Below are 24,713 nucleotides of genomic sequence, written 5' to 3' on the forward strand. Positions count from 1 at the left end.
ACGCCGATGGTACTGCGTAACAGTGGGAGAGTAGGTAGTCGCCGTTTTTTTTAGAGAAGCCCCCGTATCGATAGAAAGATACGGGGGCTTTATTGTTTTTGTCCCTTTGGGAACGGGGTTGCCGGAATGTATCCCATTGAGGGGACTTCTCTAGGGGGATTTTCATACGGCGGTTCTCCGGGGATAGCCTTTATTTCTTCTTTCCTTGTTATCTTATCGTTATCTTTACAGAACAAAATTGGTGAAAAACGATGTTTTTTAGGAAAATGGGTTACTTTTATTTCATTCTTCTTGTTTGATATCAAATGCTTTTTCGTAATTTTGGCGTGAATCTAATAAGGACTGAGAAAAATCATGCAATTAATATTGTAATCAATCATATAATAACTCCTGTAAAATATGGAAAACAAGATTCAAGAGCTAACTGATAAGATTTATCGTGAAGGGGTGGAAAAAGGTAATGAAGAAGCCCAAAAGCTTATCTTAAAAGCTCAGGAAGAAGCCAAGAAAATTGTAGAGAATGCGCAGAAAGAGGCTGACTCTATTGTGGCTACCGCACGTAAGTCTGCCGATGAGTTGGCGGAGAATACCAAATCAGAGTTAAAACTGTTTGCCGGTCAGGCTGTGAATGCCTTGAAATCTGAAATCGCTACTTTGGTAACGGACAAGATTGTAAATGCTGATGTGAAAGCTTTTGCCGCAAATAAAGATTTCCTTAACGCTTTTATTGTAGCATTAGCGTCTAAATGGAGTGCCAATGAACCTATTGTGATCTCTACATCGGATGCGGACGATTTGAAAAAGTACTTCACCGCTCAAGCAAAAGCTTTATTGGATAAGGGTGTGAAGATTGAGCAAGTAAATGGAAACAAGACTCTTTTCTCTGTCTCGCCGGCGGACGGTTCTTACAAAGTGAACTTTGGTGAAGAAGAGTTTATGAATTACTTCAAAGAATTCCTGCGTCCGCAATTAGTGGAAATGCTGTTTTAATTCCCCACAGGATTATGAGTAAATATTATTACTTGGTAGCCGGTTTGCCAGAACTTACTTTAGAGGATAGCAAATTGAGCTATACGGTAGCTGATTTCAAGACGGAATTGTATCCGGCTTTGTCTGAGGATGATAAAAAGTTGATAGACTTGTTTTATCTTCAATTCGACAATGCAAATGTCTTGAAATTACTGAAAGACAAAGACGCTGCGATTGATAAGCGGGGAAACTACTCGGCGGAAGAATTGGCTGAGTATATCTCATTGCTGAAAGAAGGCGGTGAGTTGGCTGATCGCGTGTTCCCGTCTTATCTGTCTACTTTTATTTCCGAATATTTCAGCTTATCCGTTGAAGATGAATTTTTGCATGAAGATCGTTTGGCGGCACTTTATTATGCCTATGCCATGGAATGCAAAAATAAGTTTGTATCTGCATGGTTCGGTTTTAATCTTGTGATTAATAATGTATTGGTCGCGCTGACGGCAAGGAAGTTTAAAATGGATGTAGCTCCGTTGATAGTGGGAGATACGGAAGTTTGTGAAGCTCTGCGCACATCCGGTGCTCGAGATTTCGGATTAAGCGGTGAAGTGGAGTGGCTGGATCAGCTGGTGAAAATCAGTGAGACGGAAGAACTGGTGGAACGGGAGAAAAAGATAGACCAATTACGGTGGAATTGGATGGAAGAAACTACTTTCTTTGACTATTTCACAGTGGAATGTCTGTTCGTATTCCTGTTACAGCTCGAAATGATAGAGCGTTGGATTGCATTGGATAAAGAAAAGGGTAGTCAGCTGTTCCGTAGTATTATCGCTACATTGAAGGATGAAGTGCAGATACCCGCAGAATTCAGATAAAATAAATTACATAATTATATGGCAACAAAAGGAACTGTTAGTGGCGTAATAGCCAACATGGTAACCCTCGTCGTTGACGGCCCCGTGGCACAGAATGAGATTTGTTATATCTCGACCGGCGGAGACAGATTGATGGCGGAGGTTATTAAAGTGGTAGGCACTCAGGTCTATGTACAGGTGTTTGAAAGCACCCGTGGACTGAAGGTGGGAGCCGAAGCTGAGTTTACCGGACATATGCTCGAAGTGACATTAGGTCCCGGTATGCTTTCTAAAAACTATGACGGTCTGCAAAATGACCTTGATAAAATGGATGGCGTTTTCCTGAAGCGCGGACAATACACGTATCCGTTGGATAAAGGAAGTAAATGGCATTTTGTACCTTTGGCAAAGGTTGGCGACCAAGTGGAAGCCGCTGCATGGCTGGGACAAGTGGATGAGAACTTTCAGCCACTGAAGATTATGGTTCCTTTCGAGCAAAAGGGTGTATGTACCGTGAAGTCTATCGTGGAAGAGGGTGATTATGGTATTGAGGATACAATTGCCGTTTTGACTGACGAGGAAGGTAATGATGTCAAGGTGAATATGATTCAGAAATGGCCTGTGAAACGTGCCATGACGAACTATAAGGAAAAACCGCGTCCTTTCAAATTGTTGGAAACGGGTGTACGTGTGATTGACACCGTTAATCCGATTGTAGAAGGCGGTACGGGATTTATCCCCGGTCCGTTCGGTACGGGTAAGACGGTGCTTCAGCATGCTATCTCCAAACAGGCTGAAGCTGACATTGTAATCATCGCCGCCTGTGGTGAACGTGCCAATGAGGTTGTGGAAATCTTTACGGAATTCCCCGAACTGGTTGACCCGCATACAGGCCGTAAATTGATGGAGCGTACTATTATTATCGCCAATACTTCCAACATGCCGGTAGCCGCCCGTGAAGCATCTGTGTACACAGCCATGACGATTGCGGAATACTACCGAAGTATGGGATTGAAAGTATTGTTGATGGCCGACTCTACTTCCCGTTGGGCTCAGGCATTGCGCGAGATGTCCAACCGTATGGAAGAGTTGCCCGGTCCCGACGCATTCCCGATGGACTTGTCTTCTATTATTTCCAACTTCTACGGCCGTGCCGGATACGTGAAGCTGAATAACGGTGAAACCGGTTCTATTACGTTTATCGGTACGGTATCTCCTGCCGGCGGTAACTTGAAAGAACCGGTAACCGAGAATACCAAGAAAGTAGCCCGTTGTTTCTACGCTCTTGAGCAAGACCGTGCGGATAAGAAGCGTTATCCTGCCGTAAATCCAATTGATTCGTATTCCAAATATATCGAATATCCCGAATTTGAGGATTATATAGCCAAACGCATCAACGGTGAATGGATTGGCAAAGTGAATGAAGTGAAGACCCGCCTGCAACGCGGTAAGGAAATTGCGGAACAAATCAATATTCTGGGTGATGACGGTGTACCTGTGGAATACCACGTAATCTTCTGGAAATCAGAATTGATTGACTTTGTAATCCTGCAGCAGGATGCTTTCGACGAGATTGATGCCGTAACTCCTATGGAGCGTCAGGAAGAAATTCTCAACATGGTAATTGATATCTGCCATACGGAATTTGAGTTCGACAACTTCAACGAGGTAATGGATTACTTCAAGAAGATGATTAACATCTGCAAACAGATGAACTACTCGAAATTCAAATCAGAGGAGTATGGCAATTTCTACAAACAGTTGCAGGAATTGATTGAAGAACGTAAAGCATAAATAATAAGATGGCAACAAAAGCATTTCAAAAAATATATACTAAGATTACTCAGATTACGAAAGCCACGTGCTCGCTGAAAGCTACGGGGGTAGGGTATGATGAACTGGCAACCGTAAACGGCAAGTTGGCCCAGGTGGTTAAGATTGCCGGTGACGATGTGACTTTGCAGGTTTTCGAGGGTACCGAAGGTATTCCTACGAATGCAGAGGTAGTGTTCTTGGGCAAGGCTCCTACAATCAAAGTGAGCGACCAGCTTGCCGGACGTTTCTTCAACGCCTTTGGTGATCCTATCGACGGCGGTCCGTCTATCGAAGGTCAGGAAGTGGAAATCGGCGGTCCGTCCGTGAACCCGGTGCGTCGTAAGCAACCTTCCGAACTGATTGCAACCGGTATCGCAGGTATCGACCTGAACAATACCTTGGTGTCCGGACAGAAAATCCCGTTTTTCGCAGACCCGGACCAGCCCTTCAATCAGGTGATGGCCAATGTAGCCTTGCGTGCGGAAACCGACAAGATTATCCTCGGTGGTATGGGTATGACGAATGACGATTACCTGTACTTCAAAAACGTATTCTCCAATGCAGGCGCACTCGACCGTATCGTCAGCTTCATGAATACGACTGAAAATCCGCCTGTGGAACGTCTGCTGATTCCGGATATGGCATTGACTGCGGCCGAATATTTTGCGGTAAACAATAATGAAAAAGTATTGGTATTGCTTACGGATATGACTTCTTATGCCGATGCGTTGGCTATCGTGTCCAACCGTATGGACCAGATTCCGTCCAAAGACTCTATGCCCGGTTCGCTTTACTCGGATTTGGCGAAGATTTACGAGAAAGCGGTACAGTTCCCCAGCGGCGGTTCCATCACGATTATTGCCGTAACTACCTTATCCGGTGGTGATATTACGCACGCTGTGCCCGATAATACGGGTTATATCACTGAGGGGCAGTTGTTCCTTCGCCGTGACAGTGACATCGGTAAGGTTATCGTTGACCCGTTCCGTTCATTGTCCCGTTTGAAACAGCTCGTTACAGGTAAGAAGACCCGTAAAGACCATCCGCAGGTGATGAATGCCGCCGTACGTCTGTATGCTGATGCCGCCAATGCCAAGACAAAACTTGAAAACGGTTTCGACCTGACGAACTACGACGAACGTACTCTTGCCTTTGCCAAGGACTACTCCAACCAGTTGCTGGCCATTGATGTCAACCTCGATACCACAGAAATGCTCGACGTAGCCTGGAGCTTGTTCGGTAAGTATTTCCGTCCGGAAGAAGTGAACATCAAGAAAGAACTCGTGGATGAATTCTGGCCTAAAGCGGAAAACTAATCACTTAATCATTAATCATTAATCACTAACGAAGTGGCTATTAAGTTTCAATATAATAAAACGTCGCTCCAGCAGTTGGAAAAGCAACTGAAAGTACGTGTGCGTACGCTTCCTATCATTAAGAACAAGGAGAGCGCCCTGCGTATGGAAGTGAAGCGCTGCAAAGCCGATGCTGCCGCGCTGGATGCGAGGTTGGAAAAGGAAATCCAAGCTTATGAAGCCATGTTCGCCCTTTGGAATGAGTTTGATGCCTCATTGATAAAGGTTAACGACGTTCGTCTTGGCGTGAAGAAGATTGCCGGTGTAAGAGTGCCGTTACTCGAAAACGTAGATTTCGAGATACGTCCTTACAGTTTGTTCAATGCGCCCAAATGGTATGCAGACGGGTTGCATTTGCTCAAAGAACTGGCACATACGGCTATTGAACGGGAATTTACCGTCGCCAAGCTGAACTTATTGGAACATGCGCGTAAGAAGACCACCCAAAAGGTGAATCTTTTTGAGAAAGTACAGATTCCGGGCTATCAGGATGCGCTGCGCAAAATCAAACGATTTATGGAAGACGAGGAGAACCTCTCCAAGTCGTCGCAGAAAATCATGAAGTCCCACCAAGAGAAAAGGAAGGAGACAGAAGCATGATTACAAAAATGAAGAAGCTCACGTTCCTTGTATATCATAAGGAGTACGAAGCATTCCTGAACGGCGTGCGCGACCTCGGTGTAGTGCATGTGGCTGAAAAGCAGCAAGGCGTTGCCGACAATACGGAGTTGCAGGATAGCATTCGCTTGTCCGGCCGTTTGCAGGCTGCGGAAAAACTGTTGCAAGCGTTGAAGCCCGTCAAATCGGCGGTAGCTGAAACACCTGCTTCGGCTGCCCGCGGTTTGGAAGTGCTGAACGAGGTGGACGAGCTGCAAGCTGAAAAGAATAAATTGCAACAGCAATTGCAAGCTTACCAGAAAGAAAAAGTTGCGCTGGAACCTTGGGGCAATTTTGAACCTGCAAGTCTGTCGCGTCTGCGCGATGCCGGACTGACGGTAGGCTTTTACAGTTGCTCGGAAGGCAATTATGACGAAACATGGGAAGATACCTATAATGCGATGGTTATCAGCCGTCTGTCCTCTCGCGTCTATTTTGTTACCGTAACCAAGAATGCGGCAGAAATAGATTTGGATGCAGAACAGGCAAAGTTGCCGCCTTATTCATTGGAGCGCGTACAGATTCTTTGTGACGAGACGGAACATGCTTTGGCAGATAACGAGGAGAAACTGAAAGCGCTTGCCGAAAAAGAAATCCCGTCGTTGCGTGCAGCCTTGAAAGAGGTGAACACCGACATGGAATTCTCCAAAGTAATGCTGAATACGGAGGCTACGGCAGGAGAGAAACTGATGTTGCTGCAAGGCTGGGCGCCCGCTTCCAAGACAGAAGATATTTCGGCATGGCTCGATGCGCAGCATGTGTACTATGAGGTTACATCTCCCGTACCGGGCGATAACGTGCCTATCCAGCTGAATAACAAAGGTTTCTTCGCCTGGTTCGAGCCGATATGCAAGCTCTATATGTTGCCCAAGTATAACGAACTGGACTTGACGCCGTTCTTCGCACCTTTCTTTATGCTGTTCTTCGGCTTGTGTTTGGGAGACTCCGGTTACGGATTGTTCCTGTTTCTCGGAGCAACCCTGTATCGTCTGCTGGCTAAGAATATCAGTGCAACAATGAAACCCATTCTCTCATTGATACAGGTATTGGCCGCATCCACATTCTTCTGCGGATTGCTGACTGGTACGTTCTTCGGAGCGAATATCTACGATATCAACCTGCCTTTCTTCCAAAAGATGAAAGAAACCTTGTTTATGGACAATAACGATATGTTCCAATTGTCATTGATACTCGGTGCGGTACAGATTCTGTTCGGTATGGTACTGAAAGCTGTAAACCAGAGCATTCAGTTCGGGTTCAAGTATGCCGTGGCTACGATTGGCTGGATTATATTATTGGTTTCCTGCGGAGTAGGAGCGCTGTTGCCGGAAGTTATGCCGTTGGGCGGTACAGTACATTTGTGTATCCTCGGGGTGTCGGCAGCCATGATATTCCTCTACAACAGTCCGGGAAAGAACATATTCCTCAATATCGGACTCGGATTCTGGGATTCCTACAATATGGCTACGGGCTTGCTCGGTGATGTACTGTCGTATGTACGCCTGTTTGCCCTCGGACTTTCGGGCGGTATCCTTGCAGGTGTGTTCAACAGCCTCGCAGTAGGTATGAGCCCCGATAATATCATTGCGGGACCGATTGTGATGGTGCTGATATTCGTTATCGGCCATGCTATCAATATCTTTATGAACGTGCTTGGCGCAATGGTTCATCCCATGCGTCTGACCTTTGTGGAATTCTTTAAGAACTCCGGATACGAAGGCGGCGGTAAGGAATACAAGCCGTTTAAGAATTGAGATTTAAGAATTAAAAATTAAAAAATGGAAAATAAGGTTGCCTGTAAACGGGGCGGCCTTCATTAAGAGAAACAAATAAAAATATAAACAATAAAAAACGAATAAGATTATGGAAATGAATTTATTGATTGCCTATATTGGCATTGCAGTGATGGTTGGTTTGTCAGGTATCGGTAGCGCCTACGGTGTGACAATTGCCGGTAATGCAGCTATCGGCGCATTGAAGAAGAATGACGGTGCGTTCGGTAACTTCCTGGTATTGACAGCGCTTCCCGGTACTCAGGGTTTGTATGGTTTTGCCGGTTACTTTATGTTCCAGACTATTTTCGGCCTTCTCACTCCGGATATGACAGCCATTCAGGCTGCCGCTATTTTGGGTGCGGGTATTGCTTTGGGATTGGTAGCGTTGTTCTCCGCTATCCGTCAGGGACAGGTTTGCGCCAACGGTATCGCCGCTATCGGCCAGGGACACGACGTATTCAGCAATACGCTGATTCTTGCCGTATTCCCCGAACTTTACGCTATCGTAGCTCTGGCTGCGACTTTCTTGATTGGTAGCGCACTGACTGCATAAGGAATATTTTAAAGACAGGAAGCCCCGGAACATCCATGCGAAGTTCCGGGGCTTTTTTGTAACTTCTTCCGTTTTTTCCCTACATTTCGTTGTGACTTGCATTTTTTTTCTTTTCGGTGGCAATCCTCTCGTTTCCCCGTATTGGCGGGCTTTTGTCGTTAACTATAACATTTATGCAAACGATTGTTTATATACATTTAATCAGTTTTTTCGATTAAAAGGCTATTTTTCAAAGAATAATGTGTACTTTTGCAGCCGTAATTATGATAAAGAGATTATAACATATATGGTTAAAGAACTACTTACCCCCGATTACATCTTCGAAGCGAGCTGGGAAGTATGTAATAAAGTAGGCGGTATCTATACAGTTTTGTCTACCAGAGCGAACACTTTGCAGACAAAATTCCGTGATAGAGTATTTTTTGTTGGTCCGGACTTCTGGCAAGGAAAAGAGAATCCCTTATTTATCGAGTCCGATAACCTTTGTGCCGCATGGAAGAAATATGCTATTGAAAAAGATAACCTTTCTGTTCGCGTAGGTCGCTGGAACATTCCGGGTGAGCCTATCGTCATATTGGTTGACTTCCAACCTTTCTTTGCGCAAAAGAATGAAATTTATGCGGAAATGTGGGAACACTATCAAGTGGATTCACTGCACGCATACGGTGACTACGATGAAGCCTCGATGTTTGCCTACGCCACAGGAAAGGTTGTGGAGAGCTTTTATCGGTATAACCTGACGGAAACGGACAAGGTTGTATTCCAGGCGCATGAGTGGATGACGGGTATGGCTGCGCTTTATTTGCAGACCGCCGTTCCTGAAATTGCTACGATATTTACCACACACGCCACCTCGATAGGCCGTTCTATCGCAGGCAACAACAAACCGCTATACGATTATCTTTTCGCTTACAACGGCGATCAGATGGCGCAGGAACTGAATATGGAATCCAAGCATTCCATCGAAAAGCAGGCCGCCCATTACGTGGATTGCTTCACTACCGTAAGTGAAATCACCAATAACGAGTGTAAAGAACTGCTTGACAAGCCTGCCGACGTAGTCCTTATGAACGGTTTCGAAGACGATTTCGTTCCGAAAGGCTCTACCTTTACCGGTAAGCGCAAGCGTGCACGTTCTACCATGCTGCGTGTGGCAAACTGCCTGTTGGGACAGGAGTTTGATGATGATACGCTTATTGTCGGAACCAGCGGCCGTTACGAGTTCAAGAACAAAGGTATCGATGTATTCCTGGAATCATTGAACCGCCTGAACCGCGATAAGAACCTGAAAAAGAAAGTGCTGGCTTTCGTCAACGTGCCCAGTTGGGTGGGCGACCCCCGCGAAGACTTGCAGCAGCGTCTGAAAAAGAAAGACGAGCACTATACCACTCCTTTGGAAGTACCTTTCATCACACATTGGCTGCACAACATGACGCACGACCAGGTGTTGGATATGCTGAAATACCTCGGTATGGGCAATCGTCCTGAGGATAAGGTAAAAGTAATCTTCGTTCCCTGCTATCAGGATGGTAAAGACGGTATCCTCAACAAGCACTACTACGATTTGTTGTTAGGAGAAGACCTCAGCGTTTATCCTTCTTATTATGAACCTTGGGGATATACCCCGTTGGAGAGCGTGGCTTTCCACGTGCCGACCATTACGACAGACCTTGCCGGATTCGGACTTTGGGTGAACAGCCTCAAGAACCAGCATGGCATTAACGATGGAGTAGAGGTGCTTCACCGTTCGGACTATAACTATTCCGAAGTGGCGGACGGTATTAAGGACACCATAGCCTTGTTCTCTACAAAGACCGATGCGGAAATTAAAGAAATCCGTAAGCGTGCCGCCCAAGTGGCGGAGCAGGCTTTATGGAAGCATTTCATACAATATTATTATGAAGCCTACGACCTTGCTTTGCGCAATGCGATGAAACGTCAGCTGGCTTAACCGAAAAAGAATTTATTATATTAATCAATCAAGTAATCATACAATGAAGATTAAAGTTAGTAATGTAAACACTCCAAACTGGAAAGATGTGAACGTTAAATCTCACATCCCTGCTGAATTGGAGAAATTATCCGAACTTGCACGTAACATTTGGTGGTCATGGAATTATGAGGCTACCGAATTGTTTAAAGACCTTGACCCTGCTCTCTGGAAAGAAGTCGGACAGAATCCTGTCCTGCTGTTAGAACGTATGAGCTATGCCAAGCTTGAGGCACTTGCTAAAGATAAGGTTATCTTGCGCAGAATGGAAGACGTATATTCCAAATTCCGCAATTACATGGATGTAAAACCTGATAGCAATCGTCCTTCTGTTGCATATTTCAGTATGGAGTACGGTTTGAATCATGTGCTTAAGATATATTCCGGTGGTCTGGGTGTACTTGCCGGTGACTATTTGAAAGAAGCTTCCGACAGCAACGTAGACCTGTGCGCCGTTGGTTTCCTGTACCGTTATGGCTATTTCACTCAGACATTGGCTATGGACGGACAGCAGATTGCCAACTACGAAGCCCAGAACTTCGGTCAGTTGCCCATCGACCGCGTGTTGGATGAAAACGGCAACCAAGTTGTTGTAGACGTTCCTTATCTGGATTATTACGTACACGCTTGCCTCTGGAGAGTCAACGTAGGTCGTGTTTCACTCTATCTGCTTGATACGGATAATGAAATGAACAGCGAGTTCGACCGTTCCATCACTCACCAGCTTTATGGCGGTGACTGGGAGAACCGTCTGAAACAGGAAATTCTGCTTGGTATCGGCGGTATTCTTACTTTGAAGAAACTGGGCATCAAGAAAGACGTATATCATTGCAACGAAGGACACGCGGCGCTGATTAACGTACAGCGTATCTGCGACTACGTGGCCGAAGGTCTGACTTACGACCAGGCTATCGAGTTGGTACGCGCTTCTTCTTTGTACACCGTACACACCCCGGTTCCTGCCGGTCACGACTACTTCGACGAAGGCCTCTTCGGCAAGTACATGGGCGGTTATCCTTCAAGAATGGGTATCACTTGGGACGACCTTATGGACCTCGGCCGTAACAATCCGGGCGACAAGGGCGAACGCTTCTGTATGTCAGTCTTCGCTTGCAACACTTCTCAGGAAGTGAACGGTGTAAGCTGGTTGCACGGAAAAGTTTCCCAAGAAATGTTTGCCCCCATCTGGAAAGGTTACTTCCCGGAAGAAATGCACGTTGGTTACGTTACAAACGGCGTACACTTCCCCACATGGAGCGCGACGGAGTGGAAACAGCTTTATGCGGCGCACTTCGACGAGAACTTCTGGTACGACCAGTCCAATCCTAAGATTTGGGAAGCTATCTATAATGTAGCCGACGAAGAGATATGGAAGACGCGCATGGCCATGAAGAATAAACTGATTGACTACGTTCGCAAGGAATACCGCAAGACATGGTTGAACAATCAGGGCGACCCTTCACGCGTTGTATCTCTGTTGGACAAGATTAACCCGAATGCGCTGTTGATTGGTTTCGGACGTCGTTTCGCTACTTACAAGCGTGCGCACTTGCTGTTCACCGACTTGGACCGTCTGTCTAAGATTGTGAACAACCCCGATTATCCGGTACAGTTCCTGTTTACAGGTAAGGCTCACCCGCACGACGGTGCAGGTCAGGGATTGATTAAGAGAATCATCGAAATCTCCCGCCGTCCCGAGTTCCTGGGTAAGATTATCTTCCTCGAAAACTACGATATGCAGTTGGCACGCCGCCTCGTATCGGGTGTGGATATCTGGTTGAACACTCCGACACGTCCGCTCGAAGCATCCGGTACTTCCGGTGAAAAGGCGTTGATGAACGGTGTTGTAAACTTCTCCGTACTCGACGGATGGTGGTTGGAAGGCTACCGTGAAGGTGCAGGTTGGGCGTTGACGGAAAAACGTACTTACCAGAACCAGGAATACCAAGACCAATTGGATGCCGCTACCATTTACAGCATCCTCGAACAGGAAATCCTGCCGTTGTACTATGCACGCAACAAGAAGGGATATTCTGAAGGCTGGATTAGAACCATCAAGAATTCTATCGCGCAGATTGCGCCTCATTACACAATGAAGCGTCAGCTGGACGACTATTATAGCAAGTTCTATACAAAAGAAGCGAAACGCTTTAAAGCGTTGGCTGCCAACAACTATGCCAAAGCCAAGGAACTCGCTGCATGGAAGGAAGAGGTTGTCGCCAAGTGGGACAGCATCGAAGTAGTATCTTGCGAAAAGACGGAAGAACTGGTTAAGGGTTCCATCGAAAGCGGTAAGGAATACACGATTACTTACGTTATCGACGAGAAAGGCCTGAACGATGCCATCGGTCTGGAATTGGTGACTACTTATACCGCTCAGGACGGTAAGCAACACGTTTACTCGGTAGAGCCGTTCAATGTAGTGAAGAAAGAGGGCGACCTCTACACATTCCAGGTGACACATAAGTTGGAGAACGCAGGCAGCTTCAAGGTAGCTTACCGTATGTTCCCGAAGAATGCGGAACTGCCTCACCGTCAGGACTTCTGCTATGTTCGCTGGTTCATTTGAGATGAGATAACAAAACAGATGGTGCGTTTCATGCAAACGCACCATCTGTCAGCACTAAACGCATCATCCGTTTGATGCAGACAGACCATCCGTTTCGGGTAAGCGGATGGTCTGTTTTTTTATATGCCTAAATATGCTTCTTAAGCTCTGCCGTCCAGTTGTCGATGCGTTCGGCGGTTTTATCGCTCTCGTTTACCTCGTCGAGGGCAAGTCCTACAAAGGCGCCGTTTACTACGGCGATAGAGGAAGAGAAGGAGTATCCGTCCGTGCCGACCTTATTTCCGATGAAGCTGCACCCGCTGTCTTTTAAATCTTCGTACAGGATACCCATTCCGTCGCAGAAGGTGTCACAATAGGATTCGGAGTCGCCGCAGCCGAACAGAGCGATACTCTTGAAAGACAAATCGGCCGACTTCAATACTTTTATGCCGTCGTACCAATCATCCTGCAATTCGCCGTCACCCCAGGTAGATGTACCTAAAATCAGCAAATCGTACTCTTTCACCAAATCGGCGCTCAACTTGTCCGCGCTGTGCACATCGGATGCGGCCACTCCCATTTTATCGGCTATCTGATTAGCCAAGTCTTCGCATGTTCCGGTACTGGAACCATAAAAAATACCTGTTTTCTTCATTCTGACTAAAGTATTAATTTGTTCGCTGCAAAGTAAAGGCTTTACGGGCTTTGGTGAAATACCTATTTATAGGGCTTTTCTGCCGGTGCGACTCCCTATTTCCGGTTAACTCGCAGTGTCGTTACGGATGTTAAATCTACCTATAAATAGGGAGATTGGGATGCTTTTTGATGAAAAGTAGGTATTGTTAATTTTCTCAAAACGCGGGAACTTTGCGCAACAATATAAAAGGGGTAAGCTATATGGTTAAGTTCGCGCATTCCGCTTCGCCACATCCGCGTTCCGCATCTGCCGGCAAGTGGGTGGTATGGGTGGCTTTGATGATGTTGTTGGCAGGGGTGGCTATTCTGGTATTTTCTTTTTTCTCGCATGATGCCGCCAATCCGGCCTGCCGTTGCATACTTTGCGAGTTCAATCACGTGCCGCAGGACGGTGAGTTGGTGTACAACCGTTATTTGCCGGTCATCAGTATGGTGTGGGTGGCATTTATGATATTATTGGTGTATATGATGCGCCGTTATATGAACAAGCGGTGATGAATGCGTGTTCTTAGTAGAAACAGAAAGGAGATTATCAGAGATGAAAAAGATTGTTTTACTCCGCCACGGCGAGAGTGCATGGAATAAAGAGAACCGTTTTACGGGATGGACGGATGTAGACCTGACGGAAAAGGGCGTTGCCGAGGCGCTGAAGGCGGGTGAACTGCTGGCGGAGAAAGGCTTCCGCTTCCAAAAGGCGTATACGTCTTACTTGAAACGCGCCGTAAAGACATTGAATTGTGTGCTTGACCGCCTTAATCAGGATTGGATTCCGGTAGAGAAGTCATGGCGGCTGAACGAAAAGCATTACGGTCAGTTGCAAGGGCTGAACAAAGCCGAGACCGCCGCCAAGTATGGAGACGAGCAGGTATTGGTGTGGCGTCGCAGTTACGACATCGCCCCTCACGCGCTGGCGGAAGACGACCCGCGCAACCCGCGTTTTGAAGAACGTTACCGGGAAGTGCCCGACGGAGAGCTGCCGCGTACCGAATCGCTGAAAGATACGATTGACCGTATCATGCCGTATTGGAAATGCGTCATTTTCCCAAGCCTGAAGACGGCCGATGAACTGTTGGTCGTGGCTCATGGCAATAGCCTGCGTGGCATTATCAAGCATCTGAAGCATCTGTCGGATGAAGAGATTGTGCATCTGAATCTGCCTACGGCCGTACCGTATGTGTTTGAGTTTGATGACGAACTGAACCTGACGAACGATTACTTCCTGGGCGACCCCGAAGAAATCAGGAAACTGATGGAAGCCGTGGCAAATCAAGGCAGGAAAAAATGATAAGGTAGGATGAAAAATCCGTCTTGCAGGATGAAAATATTCGTCTCACGAGACTGAAAAATTCATCCCGTGAGATGATTTATTTCATATCACGGGATGATTTTTTTTATCCCATAGGACGGATTACGGGCGATGCAGGTTCGTTTATTTTCCTACTTCCTGGAAAAGGATGATGCTCAGGAATACCCCGATGATGATGCAAATCAGAATCAGAAACCAATTCATGAGGCGCGCGCCCGGTTTCGTTTCTTTATGCAGGTTTTGGGCTACATAGTTCTTGAAGAACAGATAGATGGCGGGTACGGTGGCGCTTGCCAGCAGCAGGTCTTCGGGTATCTTGTACACATACACTTTGGAAAAGGCTATGAGCGCCCAATGGCAGAGGAAAAGGATGACGAGCAGATTGACTTTGCGCGAGAATGCCAGCAGCAGTCCGATGGTAAAGGCGGCTACCGAGCAGGGCATCACCGTTGTCGTCATCATCGGGAACTCCATGCCGCGCGCCCACGAAAGGAGAGGGTAGAGGAAGGGCATCGCATAAAGTACTCCCACCAGTACACGATATTTGGGATTGCGCTCGAACGGGGTGTAACCGGTAAATAAATCCCATAGCCAAATCAGGGCGATTACTCCCCAAAAGATGGCGAGTACATGGTGATAACTGCGTGTGTCACAGTACATCAGATAGTACACCGACGCTATCCAGCCGTTGAGGAATACCATATATATTTTCATGGAGCGTTTTACCCGGACGGTGGGTTTGCGGTATAGCAGTGCGGTCAGCAGGACGCCTGCTACGGTAATGATAATCTGCGCCCACCAGGTGTTTTCGTTATATTGCGCGATAGTGTTCCAAAATATTTCCATATCAATCAGCTTTTGTTTTTGGGAGTATGATGAAAGTCCGGTCTGTTGTTTTTCCCTTCTCTAAAAATGTGTGCAAAGGTATGGGTTTCCGATGAGATATGAAATTCTTTTCTATATTTTGCCTATCTTTGCACTCCTCTTTAAGGATAGGTAAAAAACAGGATAGTAGTTAGTAGAATTTTTGATGGATAATACAATGGTTGAGCAAGAAATTATTTTGCGCAGGAAGCTTGATTTATTGCTTCGCACAGGGAAAATATTAGTGGAGAGTGCTGCCGATACCAATCGCATTGTGCGTAATATGCAGCGGGTTGCGGCTTATTTGGGACTACCCGAGGAGAATCTTCACATTGACGTGACTTATACAATGCTGGTGGTGAACCTGAGTGACGAATCACATTCTTATTCCAAATTTCAGAAGTGCGAGAAGCACGGCATCAACATGACGGCCATTTCCGAAATCAGCAAGCTTTCCTGGCGTGCCATCGAAGAGGATTATTCGCTCGATCGCTACGAGGAAGAATTGGAGAAGATAAAAGGAAAGAAGCGGAACTATACTCCCTATCTCGTCGCCATCGGAGCGGGGTTTGCCTGCGGCGGTTTCTGTAAGCTGTTCGGCGGCGACTGGATCGCTTTCTTATTCGCCTCTATCGCCGCTTTTGCCGGTTTTCGTGTTCGCGCGCGTTGCGTGGAGTTCGGCATCAATCTATATATGAGTATCGCCATCGCGGCATTGGTGTCCACCTGCCTTGCTTATATCACTACTTTTACAGGGCTGTCGGGAACTCCGTATCATCCGTTGCTGGCTTGCGCGCTGTTCATCGTGCCGGGAGTGCCTATTATAAACTTTGTGGACGACATGATTGACAATTACATACAGGTGGGAATCGTGCGTGCCGTCAATACGGTGCTGATGGTGTGTGCCATGGCTTTCGGCATTGTGATAGCCATGCGCCTGCTGGCTATGGAAGATGTGGTGATTGACAAGAAGTTCAGCGAACTGAGCATGGTTCCGCACGATCCTTATTATATATACGCCATTGCGGCGGCCATATCCGCGATGGGTTTCTCCATGATATTCAATATCCAGCGCCGTCTGTTGTGGGTGGTTGCCGTCGGGGGAATCCTTGCCGTATGTACGCGTAACTTTGTCAACTTCGAGTTGGGGCTCGGTCCTGTCATCGGTTCCTTTACGGGAGCTATGGTGGTGAGCCTGGTGGCGGTGAAAGCCGTCCACTGGTTTCATGTGCCCAATCACGTGCTGACCATTCCCTCTGTCATTCCGATGATTCCGGGGGTGCTGATGTATCGTGCGCTGGTTGCCCTCATCAATATGCACGGAGTGGTAGGTGAGGTGACGGTGGCTGTGTCCAACGGTATCAATGCTTCGCTGATTATTCTCTGCATCGCGTTAGGGGTGGCTGTGCCCAATATATTCGCCCGCCGCTATATCGCCAAAGACCGTCAGCGCTTCTTGAAAGAAGAGTTGCAGAAACGCAGGGAGAGGGGAAAATTCCTTGAGTGGTAAGAGTAGGTATGTTTGATATAAAAGGGGCTGTCTCAATCGCTGAGGCAGCCCTTTTCCGTTTGTGTCTTTTCCCTTATGCGGCAGAAACAGGATGCTGCGAAAGAACGGGTGCGTTTACCGCAACCATTCGTTTAGCAGCTTCATCACTTCTTCTTTCTCCTTTTCGGGCAGTGTGGAGATGCGTGCCAGGTGGCTGCCGCCCGGCTGAATGAATACGTGAATATTCTTTTTCCCTTTGAGCCAGGTAACTCCGGCAGCCGTCCAGGGATCGTTTTCACCGTAGATGAATATCATTTTCGGGTCGTTCTTTTGCAAGAATCCCTTAATCTTCTTACTGAGTGTCTTGTCAAAAGGCATATCTTTCAGTTCTTCGGGAAGCATCAGGCGATGCAGGTAGCCTTTGCCGGACTTGATGGAGAGATACTTTTTGAAAGGACGGGTGTCGTAGCCGTAATAGCCCAATTCGCGTGCGGCCTGTACGAAGAAAGAGGCGTTGGTACTGTCGGTTGTGAAATAGGACGGGTCGCTGATGGCCAGCAGATGGGCTATGAGTTCTGCGTCGGTGGCTGTGGGTAGCGGGATGCTGCCGACGGGAGTACCCCATTGCCAGAGCGCGAATGAATATTCCAGTACCGAATAGTCGTATATCTCTTCGATAGGAGCACGGAACTTATACTCCTGTTCGGTGCAGTATTTCTCGAAAAGGGGGAGTAAGGCCGCTTTGCGTTTCAGGATTTCCAGCTGGAAGTCGGTAATTCTTTTACGGTCTTCATCCGTAGACACTTTTTTGAGGAACGGTTCGTGACGGCCGTCCTCTGTTCCGTAGCAGAGGGGAGCCACGTAAGGAACGGATACATCCACATCGTCCGGATAGAATGTGCGGTAGAGCAGGGCGGTCTGTCCGCCTTTGCTGATACCGGTAGCAATCCATTTTCCGGGATATATGTTTTTGAATGCGGTTGTTACCGCGTGCAAATCATCGGCGGAACTTTCGGCTGTAAGGTATCGCCAGTCTTTGGGTTCGGGAGTGGATTCCAGGAAATAGCGGTATTCCACAAATACCATATTGGCATTGAGGAGCCTGGAAAGTTCCTCGCGATATTGGGGCTTGAGCGCGTAGGCGGCTCCATACCCTTCGGTTATAATGACCGTGGGACGATCGAAGCCCGCGTGCGCCACGATAACCCGCTGGCGGAAACTTCCTTTCTCGGGATGCCGGTGGTCGAGCGGCTGGGTGAAATAGGTTACATACTTCTCCGAAAACTCGGTCGATTCCAACGGTTGGGTTTCCGTTATGGCGGAAATCTCACTTAGTTTCTGCTGTAAGCCGGTCTGTGCGGATAAGGATACCGATGCCAGCAAGAATGTAAACAGCAGCAATGCTGTATGGCGTATACGCAGGTCTTTCATAATGTGTTTATTTGTAATTGGGGACAAAGATAATCTGTTTTCTTCTTCAGGCTGCTGTTTGCCGGATAAAAAAGGGGAAAGAACTACCATCACGGCACTCCTTTCCCCTGCAAACTTAAAACAACCAACAAAAGAAATAGATAATTTCCGGTTTCAGAGTTTGTATGTCTGAAATAGCTCTTTATCTTATAAATAACAGTTCCCTGTATTTCGGTAATGTCCACATCTGGTTGTCAACGATGAGTTCCAACTTGTCGATGTGATAGCGGATTTCTTCCATCATCGGTACGATGTTGTCGTGATAAGCGATGGCTTTGTCGCGTTCACATTCAATCTTGTTGGCAACCTTGCGGGCTTCTATCATGGCATCTACATGTTCCTTGATGAAGGTGGTACGGTCGGCAATCTCTTCGATGAGTTCCAAATTCTTGGCAGACAGTTTTGCAGCTTTCTCTGCCGGGAAGAGGTCTTTCATTTTGTAGACATTGTCTATCAAATCCGTCTGATATTGAGTGGCTACGGGAATGATGTGATTCATCGCCAAGTCACCGAGCACGCGGGCTTCAATCTGAATTTTCTTGGTATAGGTCTCCCACTTCACTTCGTTGCGGGCTTCCAGTTCCTTTTGCGTCATTACGCCTACAGACTCGAACATACGGATGCTTTCGGGCTTCAGATAGTTGTCGAAGATGAGGGGTACACTGGTTTCGCAGTCCAGACCGCGTTTTTTGGCCTCGGCTTTCCATTCGTCGCTGTAGCCGTTACCGTCGAAGTGAATGGGCTTGCATATCCTGATGTATTTGCGGATAACGTCGAGGATAGCCGAAATCTTCGGTTCACCCTTCCCGATAAGTTTGTCTACATCCTTCTTGAATTCTACCAGTTGCTCGGCAAGAGCGGAGTTCAGGGCAATCATGGCGCTGGCACAGTTGGCTTCCGAACCTACGGCACGAAACTCGAAGCGGTTGCCCGTAAAGGCAAACGGGCTGGTACGGTTACGGTCGGTGTTGTCTATCATTAGCTCGGGTATCTGTGGAATGTCCAGCTTCATGCCCTGTTTGCCGCTGAGGCTGATGAGGTTATCCTTAGTGCTTTCCTCAATATGTTCCAGAACCTGGCTCAACTGCTTGCCGAGGAAGCTGGATATGATTGCAGGAGGCGCTTCATTCGCTCCCAGTCGGTGGGCGTTTGTGGCGCTGGAGATGCTGGCTTTCAGTAATCCGTTATGTTTGTAGACTGCCATTAAGGTATTTACTACGAAGGTGATGAAGCGTAGGTTGTCTTCGGGCAGTTTGCCGGGGGCATGGAGCAGGATGCCCGTGTCCGTACCCAACGACCAGTTGTTGTGCTTGCCGCTGCCGTTGACACCCTTGAATGGCTTTTCGTGCAACAGTACTCGGAAGCCGTGATTACGTGCCACCTTGCGCATCAGAGCCATGATGAGCATATTGTGGTCTACTGCAAGGTTGCATTCCTCGAAGATAGGAGCCAACTCGAATTGGTTGGGAGCTACCTCGTTGTGGCGGGTCTTGACGGGGATTCCGAGTTTCAACGCTTCGATTTCCAACTCCTTCATAAAGGCTGCCACACGCGGAGGGATGGCGCCGAAGTAGTGGTCTTCGAGTTGTTGGTTCTTGGCACTATCGTGTCCGGTCAGTGTGCGGCCGGTCATCAACAGGTCGGGGCGGGCGGCGTAAAGGCCTTCGTCAATCAGGAAGTACTCCTGTTCCCAGCCCAAGTACGCCACTACTTTCTTTACGTCCGGGTTGAAGTAGCGGCATACGTCTACCGCTGCCTTGTCCACTGCACGCAGTGCTTTGAGTAACGGCGCTTTGTAGTCAAGAGATTCACCCGTGTAGGCAATGAAGATGGTAGGAATGCAGAGCGTATCATCTACTATGAATGCGGGAGAAGAGGGGTCCCATGCTGAATATCCGCGTGCCTCGAACGTGTTGCGGATACCGCCGTTGGGGAAGCTGGATGCGTCCGGTTCCTGCTGCACAAGCAACTTGCCTGTGAATTCTTCCATCATGCCGCCCTTGCCGTCGTGTTCCACAAAAGCGTCGTGTTTTTCGGCAGTGCCTTCGGTGAGCGGATGAAACCAGTGCGTGTAGTGGGTGGCTCCCATCTCAAGCGCCCATTTCTTCATTCCCGCCGCCACTTCATCGGCAATACTGCGGTCCAGCGGCGCACCGTTGTCAATTACATCAATCAGTTTGGCATATACCTTGCTCGGCAGATACCTGAACATCTTTTCCTTGTTGAATACATACTTGGCGAAGTATTCCGACGGGCGTTCCGCCGGGACTGCCACTGCAACGGGTTTCTTCTTGAACGCCGTCTCTACTACTCTGAATCTCAATTTTGACATAATACCTTAGAGTTGTAATTGTTTCTTTCGTTGTTCCCGGGCAGGCGGTCAAGCCTGCCCGGGAGGGGAAATTTATGCGTTGTAAGCTGATTCGCCGTGTTCGTAGATGTCGAGTCCTTCTTCTTCAACTCGTGCAGGAACACGCAGACCGTGAATCTTGTCGAGGACTTTGAAGATGATGAATCCCATGCCGGCGGCCCATAAGCCCACTACCAAAGCACCGAACAACTGTGCACCGAGGAATCCCCAACCTGCACCGTAGAACAGACCTTCGCTGGTGGAAAACAAGCCTGTCAGGACTGTTCCCGTGAAACCACATACGCCGTGTACGGAAGATGCGCCTACGGGGTCGTCAATCTTCAGCACTCTGTCAATGAACTCTACGGAGTATATCATCAGTACGCCGCAGATGGCGCCGATGATGACCGCACCCAGTGGAGACACCATGTCACATCCTGCCGTAATACCTACCAATCCTGCCAAGATACCGTTCAACGTGAGTGATAGGGACGGTTTGCCGTACTTCAGCCAGCTGACAGCCAGAGCAAAGAAACCGCCTGCGCAAGCTGCCAAGTTGGTGTTGAGGAATACGAGCGAGATAGCTACCTGGTCTTCGGTTGTGGCTGCCGCCAACTGAGAGCCGGGATTGAAACCGAACCACCCGAACCAAAGGATGAATACACCCAGTGCCGCAATGGTGAGGTTGTGTCCGGGGATGGCTTTTGACCGGCCGTCTTTGCTGTACTTGCCGATGCGCGGACCGAGGATAGCTGCACCTACCAGTGCAATCCAACCGCCTACGGAGTGTACAATGGTGGAACCGGCAAAGTCGTGGAAGGTAGTTCCGAATGTTTCCGTCATGAAGGAACCGGCTTCACCGTTCATCAGCCATCCTCCGCCCCAAGTCCAGTGACCGGAAACGGGATAAATCAGTACGCTGATGAAGATTGTGTAAACCAGATACATGGAGAACTTTGTACGTTCTGCCATGGCTCCCGAAACGATTGTGGCGGAAGTAGCGCAGAATACAGTCTGGAATACGAGGAAACCCTCGGTGGGTAGTGAAGCGGGGTCGGGCAGGCCGTTACTGTCGAACAACAGGCTCATGAAGTGGGGAGTTCCGAAGAAGCCACCTAAACCGAACATGATGCCGAAACCTACCAGCCAGTAAAGGAGTGAACCGAACATGAAGTCTACGAAGTTCTTCATCAGTATGTTGGCGGTGTTCTTGGTACGGGTAAAACCGGCTTCCACCAATGCGAAGCCCGGTTGCATAAAGAACACCAGCATAGCTGCCAGCAACATCCAAACGGTGTTGACACCGGAAATTAACTGGGCGACGGTATCGGTTGCCGATGTTTCTTCGGCAGGTATTTCTGTGGCAGCTATCACTTCGGTAGTGACGACTGCCGCACTGTCCGCAGTTACGGCGGTTTGCGCATACATATCTGTTGCGAGGCAGCAAGCTATGAGTATAGCAAGGGCCATACACAGTTTTGTGAAACTGCGTTTCATATATTTGTCCATAATCTCTTTGATTTTTAGTTGTACTTGTATTTTGCTTGTCATCGAGCACGCCGCTCAATGAAATTCCTGTGGTTTGAGTGCTGCCGGTTATCTTTCCTGCTCGGCATTATAGAGGGCAATGTCACCCCGTTCTCCTGTGCGGATGCGGATAGCGTCTTCAATGGGGATGACGAAGATACGGCCGTCACCGATTTCTCCGGTTTGTGCGGCTTTGATGATAGCTTGTACTGTCTTTTCTGCGTTTTTGTCGCGTACTACGATAGAGATGAGGATTCGCTCGATGGAACTGGTGTCGTACAATACACCACGATAAATGCGGGCTTGTCTGGACTTTCCGATGCCTCTTACATCATAGTAAGAGAACCATTCGATATCCGCTTCGAGGAGTGCGTCTTTCACTTCCTCGAATTTGGTTTTGCGGATGATAGCTTCAATCTTTTTCATACCTTAAATTATTTACTGTTCTTAAAAACTTAATCCTACTACGAAGTATGCTCCTTCCGAACGTGGGTTCCAAGTGGCTTTGGCAAAGAGTGGCAGGGAGAATGAATTGGTTATTTTGATGTCCTTTGCAACCCCGAGACTGATGTCGCATACGGCAAATCCGCTTGCTCCGTAGAAACTCGTTTCCCATGGGGTGGCGCCTACTTCAGCTGTCCAGTCAAGTCCGCCCAATTTGAAGGGGGCAGCTACGGAGATATAGGATGAATAGGCTCTGTCGCCATTCTCCTTGACACCGTCGTCTCCGGCAAAGTTGGTGTACCAGTTTACTGCCACCGGACCGAAGTCGTAACCCAACTGTGCCTCGTATACGTGGGCCGTGTTGTGAGCATCGTAATGAAAATAGCCTGCGCCGGTATTGAACCAGTAGTCTGTAACCGATACGCTGAAACCGCCAGTAGAGTAGCCCAGTGTGAGGTCAAACTCTTTGGCATCTGTACTCTCAATCCCTACTGAGCCCCATGCTCCAAGCGAGAAGCCTTTATAGGCGACGGATGCGCTGGGCTGAAGGCTTACACCTCCCAAGTCTTGTCCGCGCCAGATGTAGCCACTTACGATGTCTGCACCTACGGATGCTTCCACTTTGTCCTGTGCTTTTGCCGTGAAAGGCATTACAGCTGATAGTAACGCTATTGCTATTACTCCTAATTTTACGTTTCTTGTTTTCATACCTTCTTACCTTTTTAGTTAGAAAAATTGCGGATGATCAGTCCGGCCTCTGTTTGTATAGTATTGCGCTTGAACTATATTAAATAGTAGTTTGCTTATATTATTTCAGCCAGTTGCGGATGCGTTTCATGGCTTCCACACAGTCTTCGTGTTTGCCGAAAGCGGTCAAACGGATGTATCCCTCACCACTTGGGCCGAAGCCTACGCCCGGAGTTCCCACTACATTGGCTTCGTACAACATCTGTTCGAAGAATCGCCAAGAGCCTATGCCGTTCGGGGTTTTCAGCCAGATGTATGGGGCATTCACACCGCCGTACACTTTCAGTCCGGCTGTTTCCAGTCCCTTTTTCATAGTGCGGGCGTTGTTCATATAGTAGTCAATCGTTTCTTTTATCTGCCGTCTGCCTTCCACAGTGTAGATGGCTTCGGCGGCACGCTGGGTAATGTAGCTTGTACCATTAAACTTGGTGCATTGGCGGCGGTTCCACAGTTTGTTGAGGGAGATACGTTCACCTTCCAGCGTAGCGGCGGTCAGTTCTTTCGGTACTACGGTGTAGCCGCAGCGTACGCCTGTAAATCCGGCTGTCTTTGAGAAACTGCGGAACTCGATGGCGCATTTTTTCGCCCCTTTTATTTCGTATATGGAGTGGGGCACATCGTCCTCTTGGATGAAAGCCTCGTAGGCGGCATCAAATAGGATAAGCGTGTCGTTGTCAAGGGCATAGTCCACCCACTTTTTCAGTTCGGGTTTGGTAAGGGTAGTACCCGTAGGATTATTGGGGTAACAGAGGTAGACGATGTCGATGCGTTTGTCCGGTATTTCGGGGATAAAGTTGTTTTCGGCCGTACAGGGCATATAGGTTACATTGCTCCATTTGCCGTCTTTTTCCAATATGCCGGCGCGTCCGCACATTACGTTGCTGTCAATGTAGACGGGGTAGATAGGGTCGGTTACTCCCACACTGTTGTCATGGCGGAGTATGTCGCCTATGTTTCCCGTATCGCTCTTGGCTCCGTCGTTGATGAAGATTTCCTGTGGGCTGAAATGAACGCCGCGTGTCGCGTAATCGTGTTTGATAACGGCATCAATCAGAAAGTCATAACCCTGTTCAGGACCATATCCGCGGAATGTCTTGGCATCAGCCATCTCATCCACTGCCTTGTGCATCGCTTCGATGCAAACTTGCGGCAGCGGACGGGTAACGTCTCCGATACCCAGACGGATGACTTCTTTTTTAGGGTGCGTTATCCTGAAAGTATTAATCTTCTTAGCTATGTCCGAAAATAAGTAACTTCCGGGCAGTTTCAAAAAATGTTCATTAACTAATGCCATATCTCTGTTG

General features: G+C 48.0%; 20 protein-coding genes. 12 read left to right on the forward strand and 8 right to left on the reverse strand.

Annotated elements, in window-relative coordinates:
• Positions 1–399 precede the first annotated feature (399 nt).
• The 9 genes from BHV73_RS06435 (at position 400) to BHV73_RS06475 (ending at position 12,537) form a co-directional block, all read left to right on the forward strand.
• Positions 400–990: a hypothetical protein gene (locus BHV73_RS06435; protein ID WP_087412030.1), complete on the forward strand. Its 591-nt coding sequence runs from the start codon at positions 400–402 to the stop codon at positions 988–990.
• A gap of 14 nt (positions 991–1,004) precedes the next feature.
• On the forward strand, positions 1,005–1,844 hold the full coding sequence (locus tag BHV73_RS06440) for a DUF2764 domain-containing protein (RefSeq protein WP_286737377.1): 840 nt from the start codon (positions 1,005–1,007) through the stop codon (positions 1,842–1,844).
• Between the two features lie 18 nt (positions 1,845–1,862).
• On the forward strand, positions 1,863–3,617 hold the full coding sequence (locus tag BHV73_RS06445; protein WP_009123310.1) for a V-type ATP synthase subunit A: 1,755 nt from the start codon (positions 1,863–1,865) through the stop codon (positions 3,615–3,617).
• Between the two features lie 8 nt (positions 3,618–3,625).
• Positions 3,626–4,954 (forward strand): V-type ATP synthase subunit B, encoded by a 1,329-nt coding sequence (locus BHV73_RS06450; protein ID WP_009123311.1) that lies wholly within the window; start codon positions 3,626–3,628, stop codon positions 4,952–4,954.
• Positions 4,955–4,987: 33 nt separating this feature from the next.
• On the forward strand, positions 4,988–5,593 hold the full coding sequence (locus tag BHV73_RS06455) for a V-type ATP synthase subunit D (protein WP_286737384.1): 606 nt from the start codon (positions 4,988–4,990) through the stop codon (positions 5,591–5,593).
• The gene (locus tag BHV73_RS06460) at positions 5,590–7,404 is read left to right on the forward strand and encodes a V-type ATP synthase subunit I (protein ID WP_009123312.1); all 1,815 of its coding nucleotides are present in this window, start codon (positions 5,590–5,592) and stop codon (positions 7,402–7,404) included. The genes BHV73_RS06455 and BHV73_RS06460 overlap by 4 nt, the downstream gene beginning before the upstream one ends.
• Positions 7,405–7,513: 109 nt before the next feature.
• The gene (locus tag BHV73_RS06465; protein ID WP_009123313.1) at positions 7,514–7,978 is read left to right on the forward strand and encodes a V-type ATP synthase subunit K; all 465 of its coding nucleotides are present in this window, start codon (positions 7,514–7,516) and stop codon (positions 7,976–7,978) included.
• Between the two features lie 286 nt (positions 7,979–8,264).
• A complete protein-coding gene (locus tag BHV73_RS06470) occupies positions 8,265–9,929 on the forward strand; it encodes a glycogen/starch synthase (protein WP_009123314.1) in 1,665 nt (554 codons plus the stop codon).
• 43 nt (positions 9,930–9,972) lie between these two features.
• The gene (locus tag BHV73_RS06475) at positions 9,973–12,537 is read left to right on the forward strand and encodes a glycosyltransferase family 1 protein (protein ID WP_009123315.1); all 2,565 of its coding nucleotides are present in this window, start codon (positions 9,973–9,975) and stop codon (positions 12,535–12,537) included.
• A 127-nt stretch (positions 12,538–12,664) separates the two neighbouring features.
• Here BHV73_RS06475 and fldA read toward each other — a convergent pair whose 3' ends face one another.
• The gene (fldA, locus tag BHV73_RS06480; RefSeq protein WP_087412029.1) at positions 12,665–13,171 is read right to left on the reverse strand and encodes a flavodoxin FldA; all 507 of its coding nucleotides are present in this window, start codon (positions 13,169–13,171) and stop codon (positions 12,665–12,667) included.
• 242 nt (positions 13,172–13,413) lie between these two features.
• Here fldA and BHV73_RS06485 point away from each other — a divergent pair, with 242 nt between their 5' ends.
• Both BHV73_RS06485 and gpmA read left to right on the forward strand, forming a co-directional pair.
• Complete coding sequence (locus tag BHV73_RS06485) at positions 13,414–13,707, forward strand: hypothetical protein (RefSeq protein WP_009123317.1); 294 nt, start codon at positions 13,414–13,416, stop codon at positions 13,705–13,707.
• A gap of 43 nt (positions 13,708–13,750) precedes the next feature.
• A complete protein-coding gene (gene gpmA / locus BHV73_RS06490; RefSeq protein ID WP_009123319.1) occupies positions 13,751–14,497 on the forward strand; it encodes a 2,3-diphosphoglycerate-dependent phosphoglycerate mutase in 747 nt (248 codons plus the stop codon).
• A 144-nt stretch (positions 14,498–14,641) separates the two neighbouring features.
• Here gpmA and BHV73_RS06495 read toward each other — a convergent pair whose 3' ends face one another.
• Positions 14,642–15,364, reverse strand: a complete 723-nt coding sequence (locus tag BHV73_RS06495) for a DUF6064 family protein (RefSeq protein ID WP_022217916.1) — start codon at positions 15,362–15,364, stop codon at positions 14,642–14,644.
• 184 nt (positions 15,365–15,548) lie between these two features.
• On the opposite strand from BHV73_RS06495, the gene BHV73_RS06500 reads away from it, so the two are divergent.
• Positions 15,549–16,892: a threonine/serine exporter family protein gene (locus BHV73_RS06500; protein WP_009123321.1), complete on the forward strand. Its 1,344-nt coding sequence runs from the start codon at positions 15,549–15,551 to the stop codon at positions 16,890–16,892.
• A 114-nt stretch (positions 16,893–17,006) separates the two neighbouring features.
• Here the strand turns inward: BHV73_RS06500 and BHV73_RS06505 are convergent, their stop codons facing one another.
• The 6 genes from BHV73_RS06505 to BHV73_RS06530 all read right to left on the reverse strand — a co-directional run bounded on the left by BHV73_RS06505 (position 17,007) and on the right by BHV73_RS06530 (position 24,703).
• Entirely contained in the window at positions 17,007–18,302 is a 1,296-nt protein-coding gene (locus BHV73_RS06505; protein WP_286737388.1) for a S28 family serine protease, read from the reverse strand.
• Between the two features lie 181 nt (positions 18,303–18,483).
• Positions 18,484–20,673: a glutamine synthetase III family protein gene (locus tag BHV73_RS06510; RefSeq protein WP_009123323.1), complete on the reverse strand. Its 2,190-nt coding sequence runs from the start codon at positions 20,671–20,673 to the stop codon at positions 18,484–18,486.
• Between the two features lie 72 nt (positions 20,674–20,745).
• Entirely contained in the window at positions 20,746–22,200 is a 1,455-nt protein-coding gene (locus BHV73_RS06515) for an ammonium transporter (protein ID WP_087412027.1), read from the reverse strand.
• Between the two features lie 87 nt (positions 22,201–22,287).
• Positions 22,288–22,644, reverse strand: a complete 357-nt coding sequence (locus BHV73_RS06520; protein WP_087412026.1) for a P-II family nitrogen regulator — start codon at positions 22,642–22,644, stop codon at positions 22,288–22,290.
• Between the two features lie 21 nt (positions 22,645–22,665).
• Entirely contained in the window at positions 22,666–23,370 is a 705-nt protein-coding gene (locus BHV73_RS06525) for a hypothetical protein (protein WP_087412025.1), read from the reverse strand.
• A 100-nt stretch (positions 23,371–23,470) separates the two neighbouring features.
• Positions 23,471–24,703, reverse strand: a complete 1,233-nt coding sequence (locus tag BHV73_RS06530; protein ID WP_087412024.1) for an LL-diaminopimelate aminotransferase — start codon at positions 24,701–24,703, stop codon at positions 23,471–23,473.
• Positions 24,704–24,713 lie beyond the last annotated feature (10 nt).

Source organism: Bacteroides sp. 44_46, from assembly GCF_001915465.1.
Classification (GTDB): Bacteria; Bacteroidota; Bacteroidia; order Bacteroidales; family Bacteroidaceae; genus Bacteroides; species Bacteroides clarus.

What these genes read in the sequence shown, in the direction of transcription:
- BHV73_RS06435 (WP_087412030.1), top strand. Translation starts at nt 400, where the DNA reads ATGGAAAACAAGATTCAAGAGCTAACTGATAAGATTTATCGTGAAGGG.
- BHV73_RS06440 (WP_286737377.1), top strand. Translation starts at nt 1,005, where the DNA reads ATGAGTAAATATTATTACTTGGTAGCCGGTTTGCCAGAACTTACTTTA.
- BHV73_RS06445 (WP_009123310.1), top strand. Translation starts at nt 1,863, where the DNA reads ATGGCAACAAAAGGAACTGTTAGTGGCGTAATAGCCAACATGGTAACC.
- BHV73_RS06450 (WP_009123311.1), top strand. Translation starts at nt 3,626, where the DNA reads ATGGCAACAAAAGCATTTCAAAAAATATATACTAAGATTACTCAGATT.
- BHV73_RS06460 (WP_009123312.1), top strand. Translation starts at nt 5,590, where the DNA reads ATGATTACAAAAATGAAGAAGCTCACGTTCCTTGTATATCATAAGGAG.
- BHV73_RS06465 (WP_009123313.1), top strand. Translation starts at nt 7,514, where the DNA reads ATGGAAATGAATTTATTGATTGCCTATATTGGCATTGCAGTGATGGTT.
- BHV73_RS06470 (WP_009123314.1), top strand. Translation starts at nt 8,265, where the DNA reads ATGGTTAAAGAACTACTTACCCCCGATTACATCTTCGAAGCGAGCTGG.
- BHV73_RS06475 (WP_009123315.1), top strand. Translation starts at nt 9,973, where the DNA reads ATGAAGATTAAAGTTAGTAATGTAAACACTCCAAACTGGAAAGATGTG.
- fldA (WP_087412029.1), bottom strand. Translation starts at nt 13,171, where the DNA reads ATGAAGAAAACAGGTATTTTTTATGGTTCCAGTACCGGAACATGCGAA.
- BHV73_RS06485 (WP_009123317.1), top strand. Translation starts at nt 13,414, where the DNA reads ATGGTTAAGTTCGCGCATTCCGCTTCGCCACATCCGCGTTCCGCATCT.
- gpmA (WP_009123319.1), top strand. Translation starts at nt 13,751, where the DNA reads ATGAAAAAGATTGTTTTACTCCGCCACGGCGAGAGTGCATGGAATAAA.
- BHV73_RS06495 (WP_022217916.1), bottom strand. Translation starts at nt 15,364, where the DNA reads ATGGAAATATTTTGGAACACTATCGCGCAATATAACGAAAACACCTGG.
- BHV73_RS06500 (WP_009123321.1), top strand. Translation starts at nt 15,549, where the DNA reads ATGGATAATACAATGGTTGAGCAAGAAATTATTTTGCGCAGGAAGCTT.
- BHV73_RS06505 (WP_286737388.1), bottom strand. Translation starts at nt 18,302, where the DNA reads ATGAAAGACCTGCGTATACGCCATACAGCATTGCTGCTGTTTACATTC.
- BHV73_RS06510 (WP_009123323.1), bottom strand. Translation starts at nt 20,673, where the DNA reads ATGTCAAAATTGAGATTCAGAGTAGTAGAGACGGCGTTCAAGAAGAAA.
- BHV73_RS06515 (WP_087412027.1), bottom strand. Translation starts at nt 22,200, where the DNA reads ATGGACAAATATATGAAACGCAGTTTCACAAAACTGTGTATGGCCCTT.
- BHV73_RS06520 (WP_087412026.1), bottom strand. Translation starts at nt 22,644, where the DNA reads ATGAAAAAGATTGAAGCTATCATCCGCAAAACCAAATTCGAGGAAGTG.
- BHV73_RS06525 (WP_087412025.1), bottom strand. Translation starts at nt 23,370, where the DNA reads ATGAAAACAAGAAACGTAAAATTAGGAGTAATAGCAATAGCGTTACTA.
- BHV73_RS06530 (WP_087412024.1), bottom strand. Translation starts at nt 24,703, where the DNA reads ATGGCATTAGTTAATGAACATTTTTTGAAACTGCCCGGAAGTTACTTA.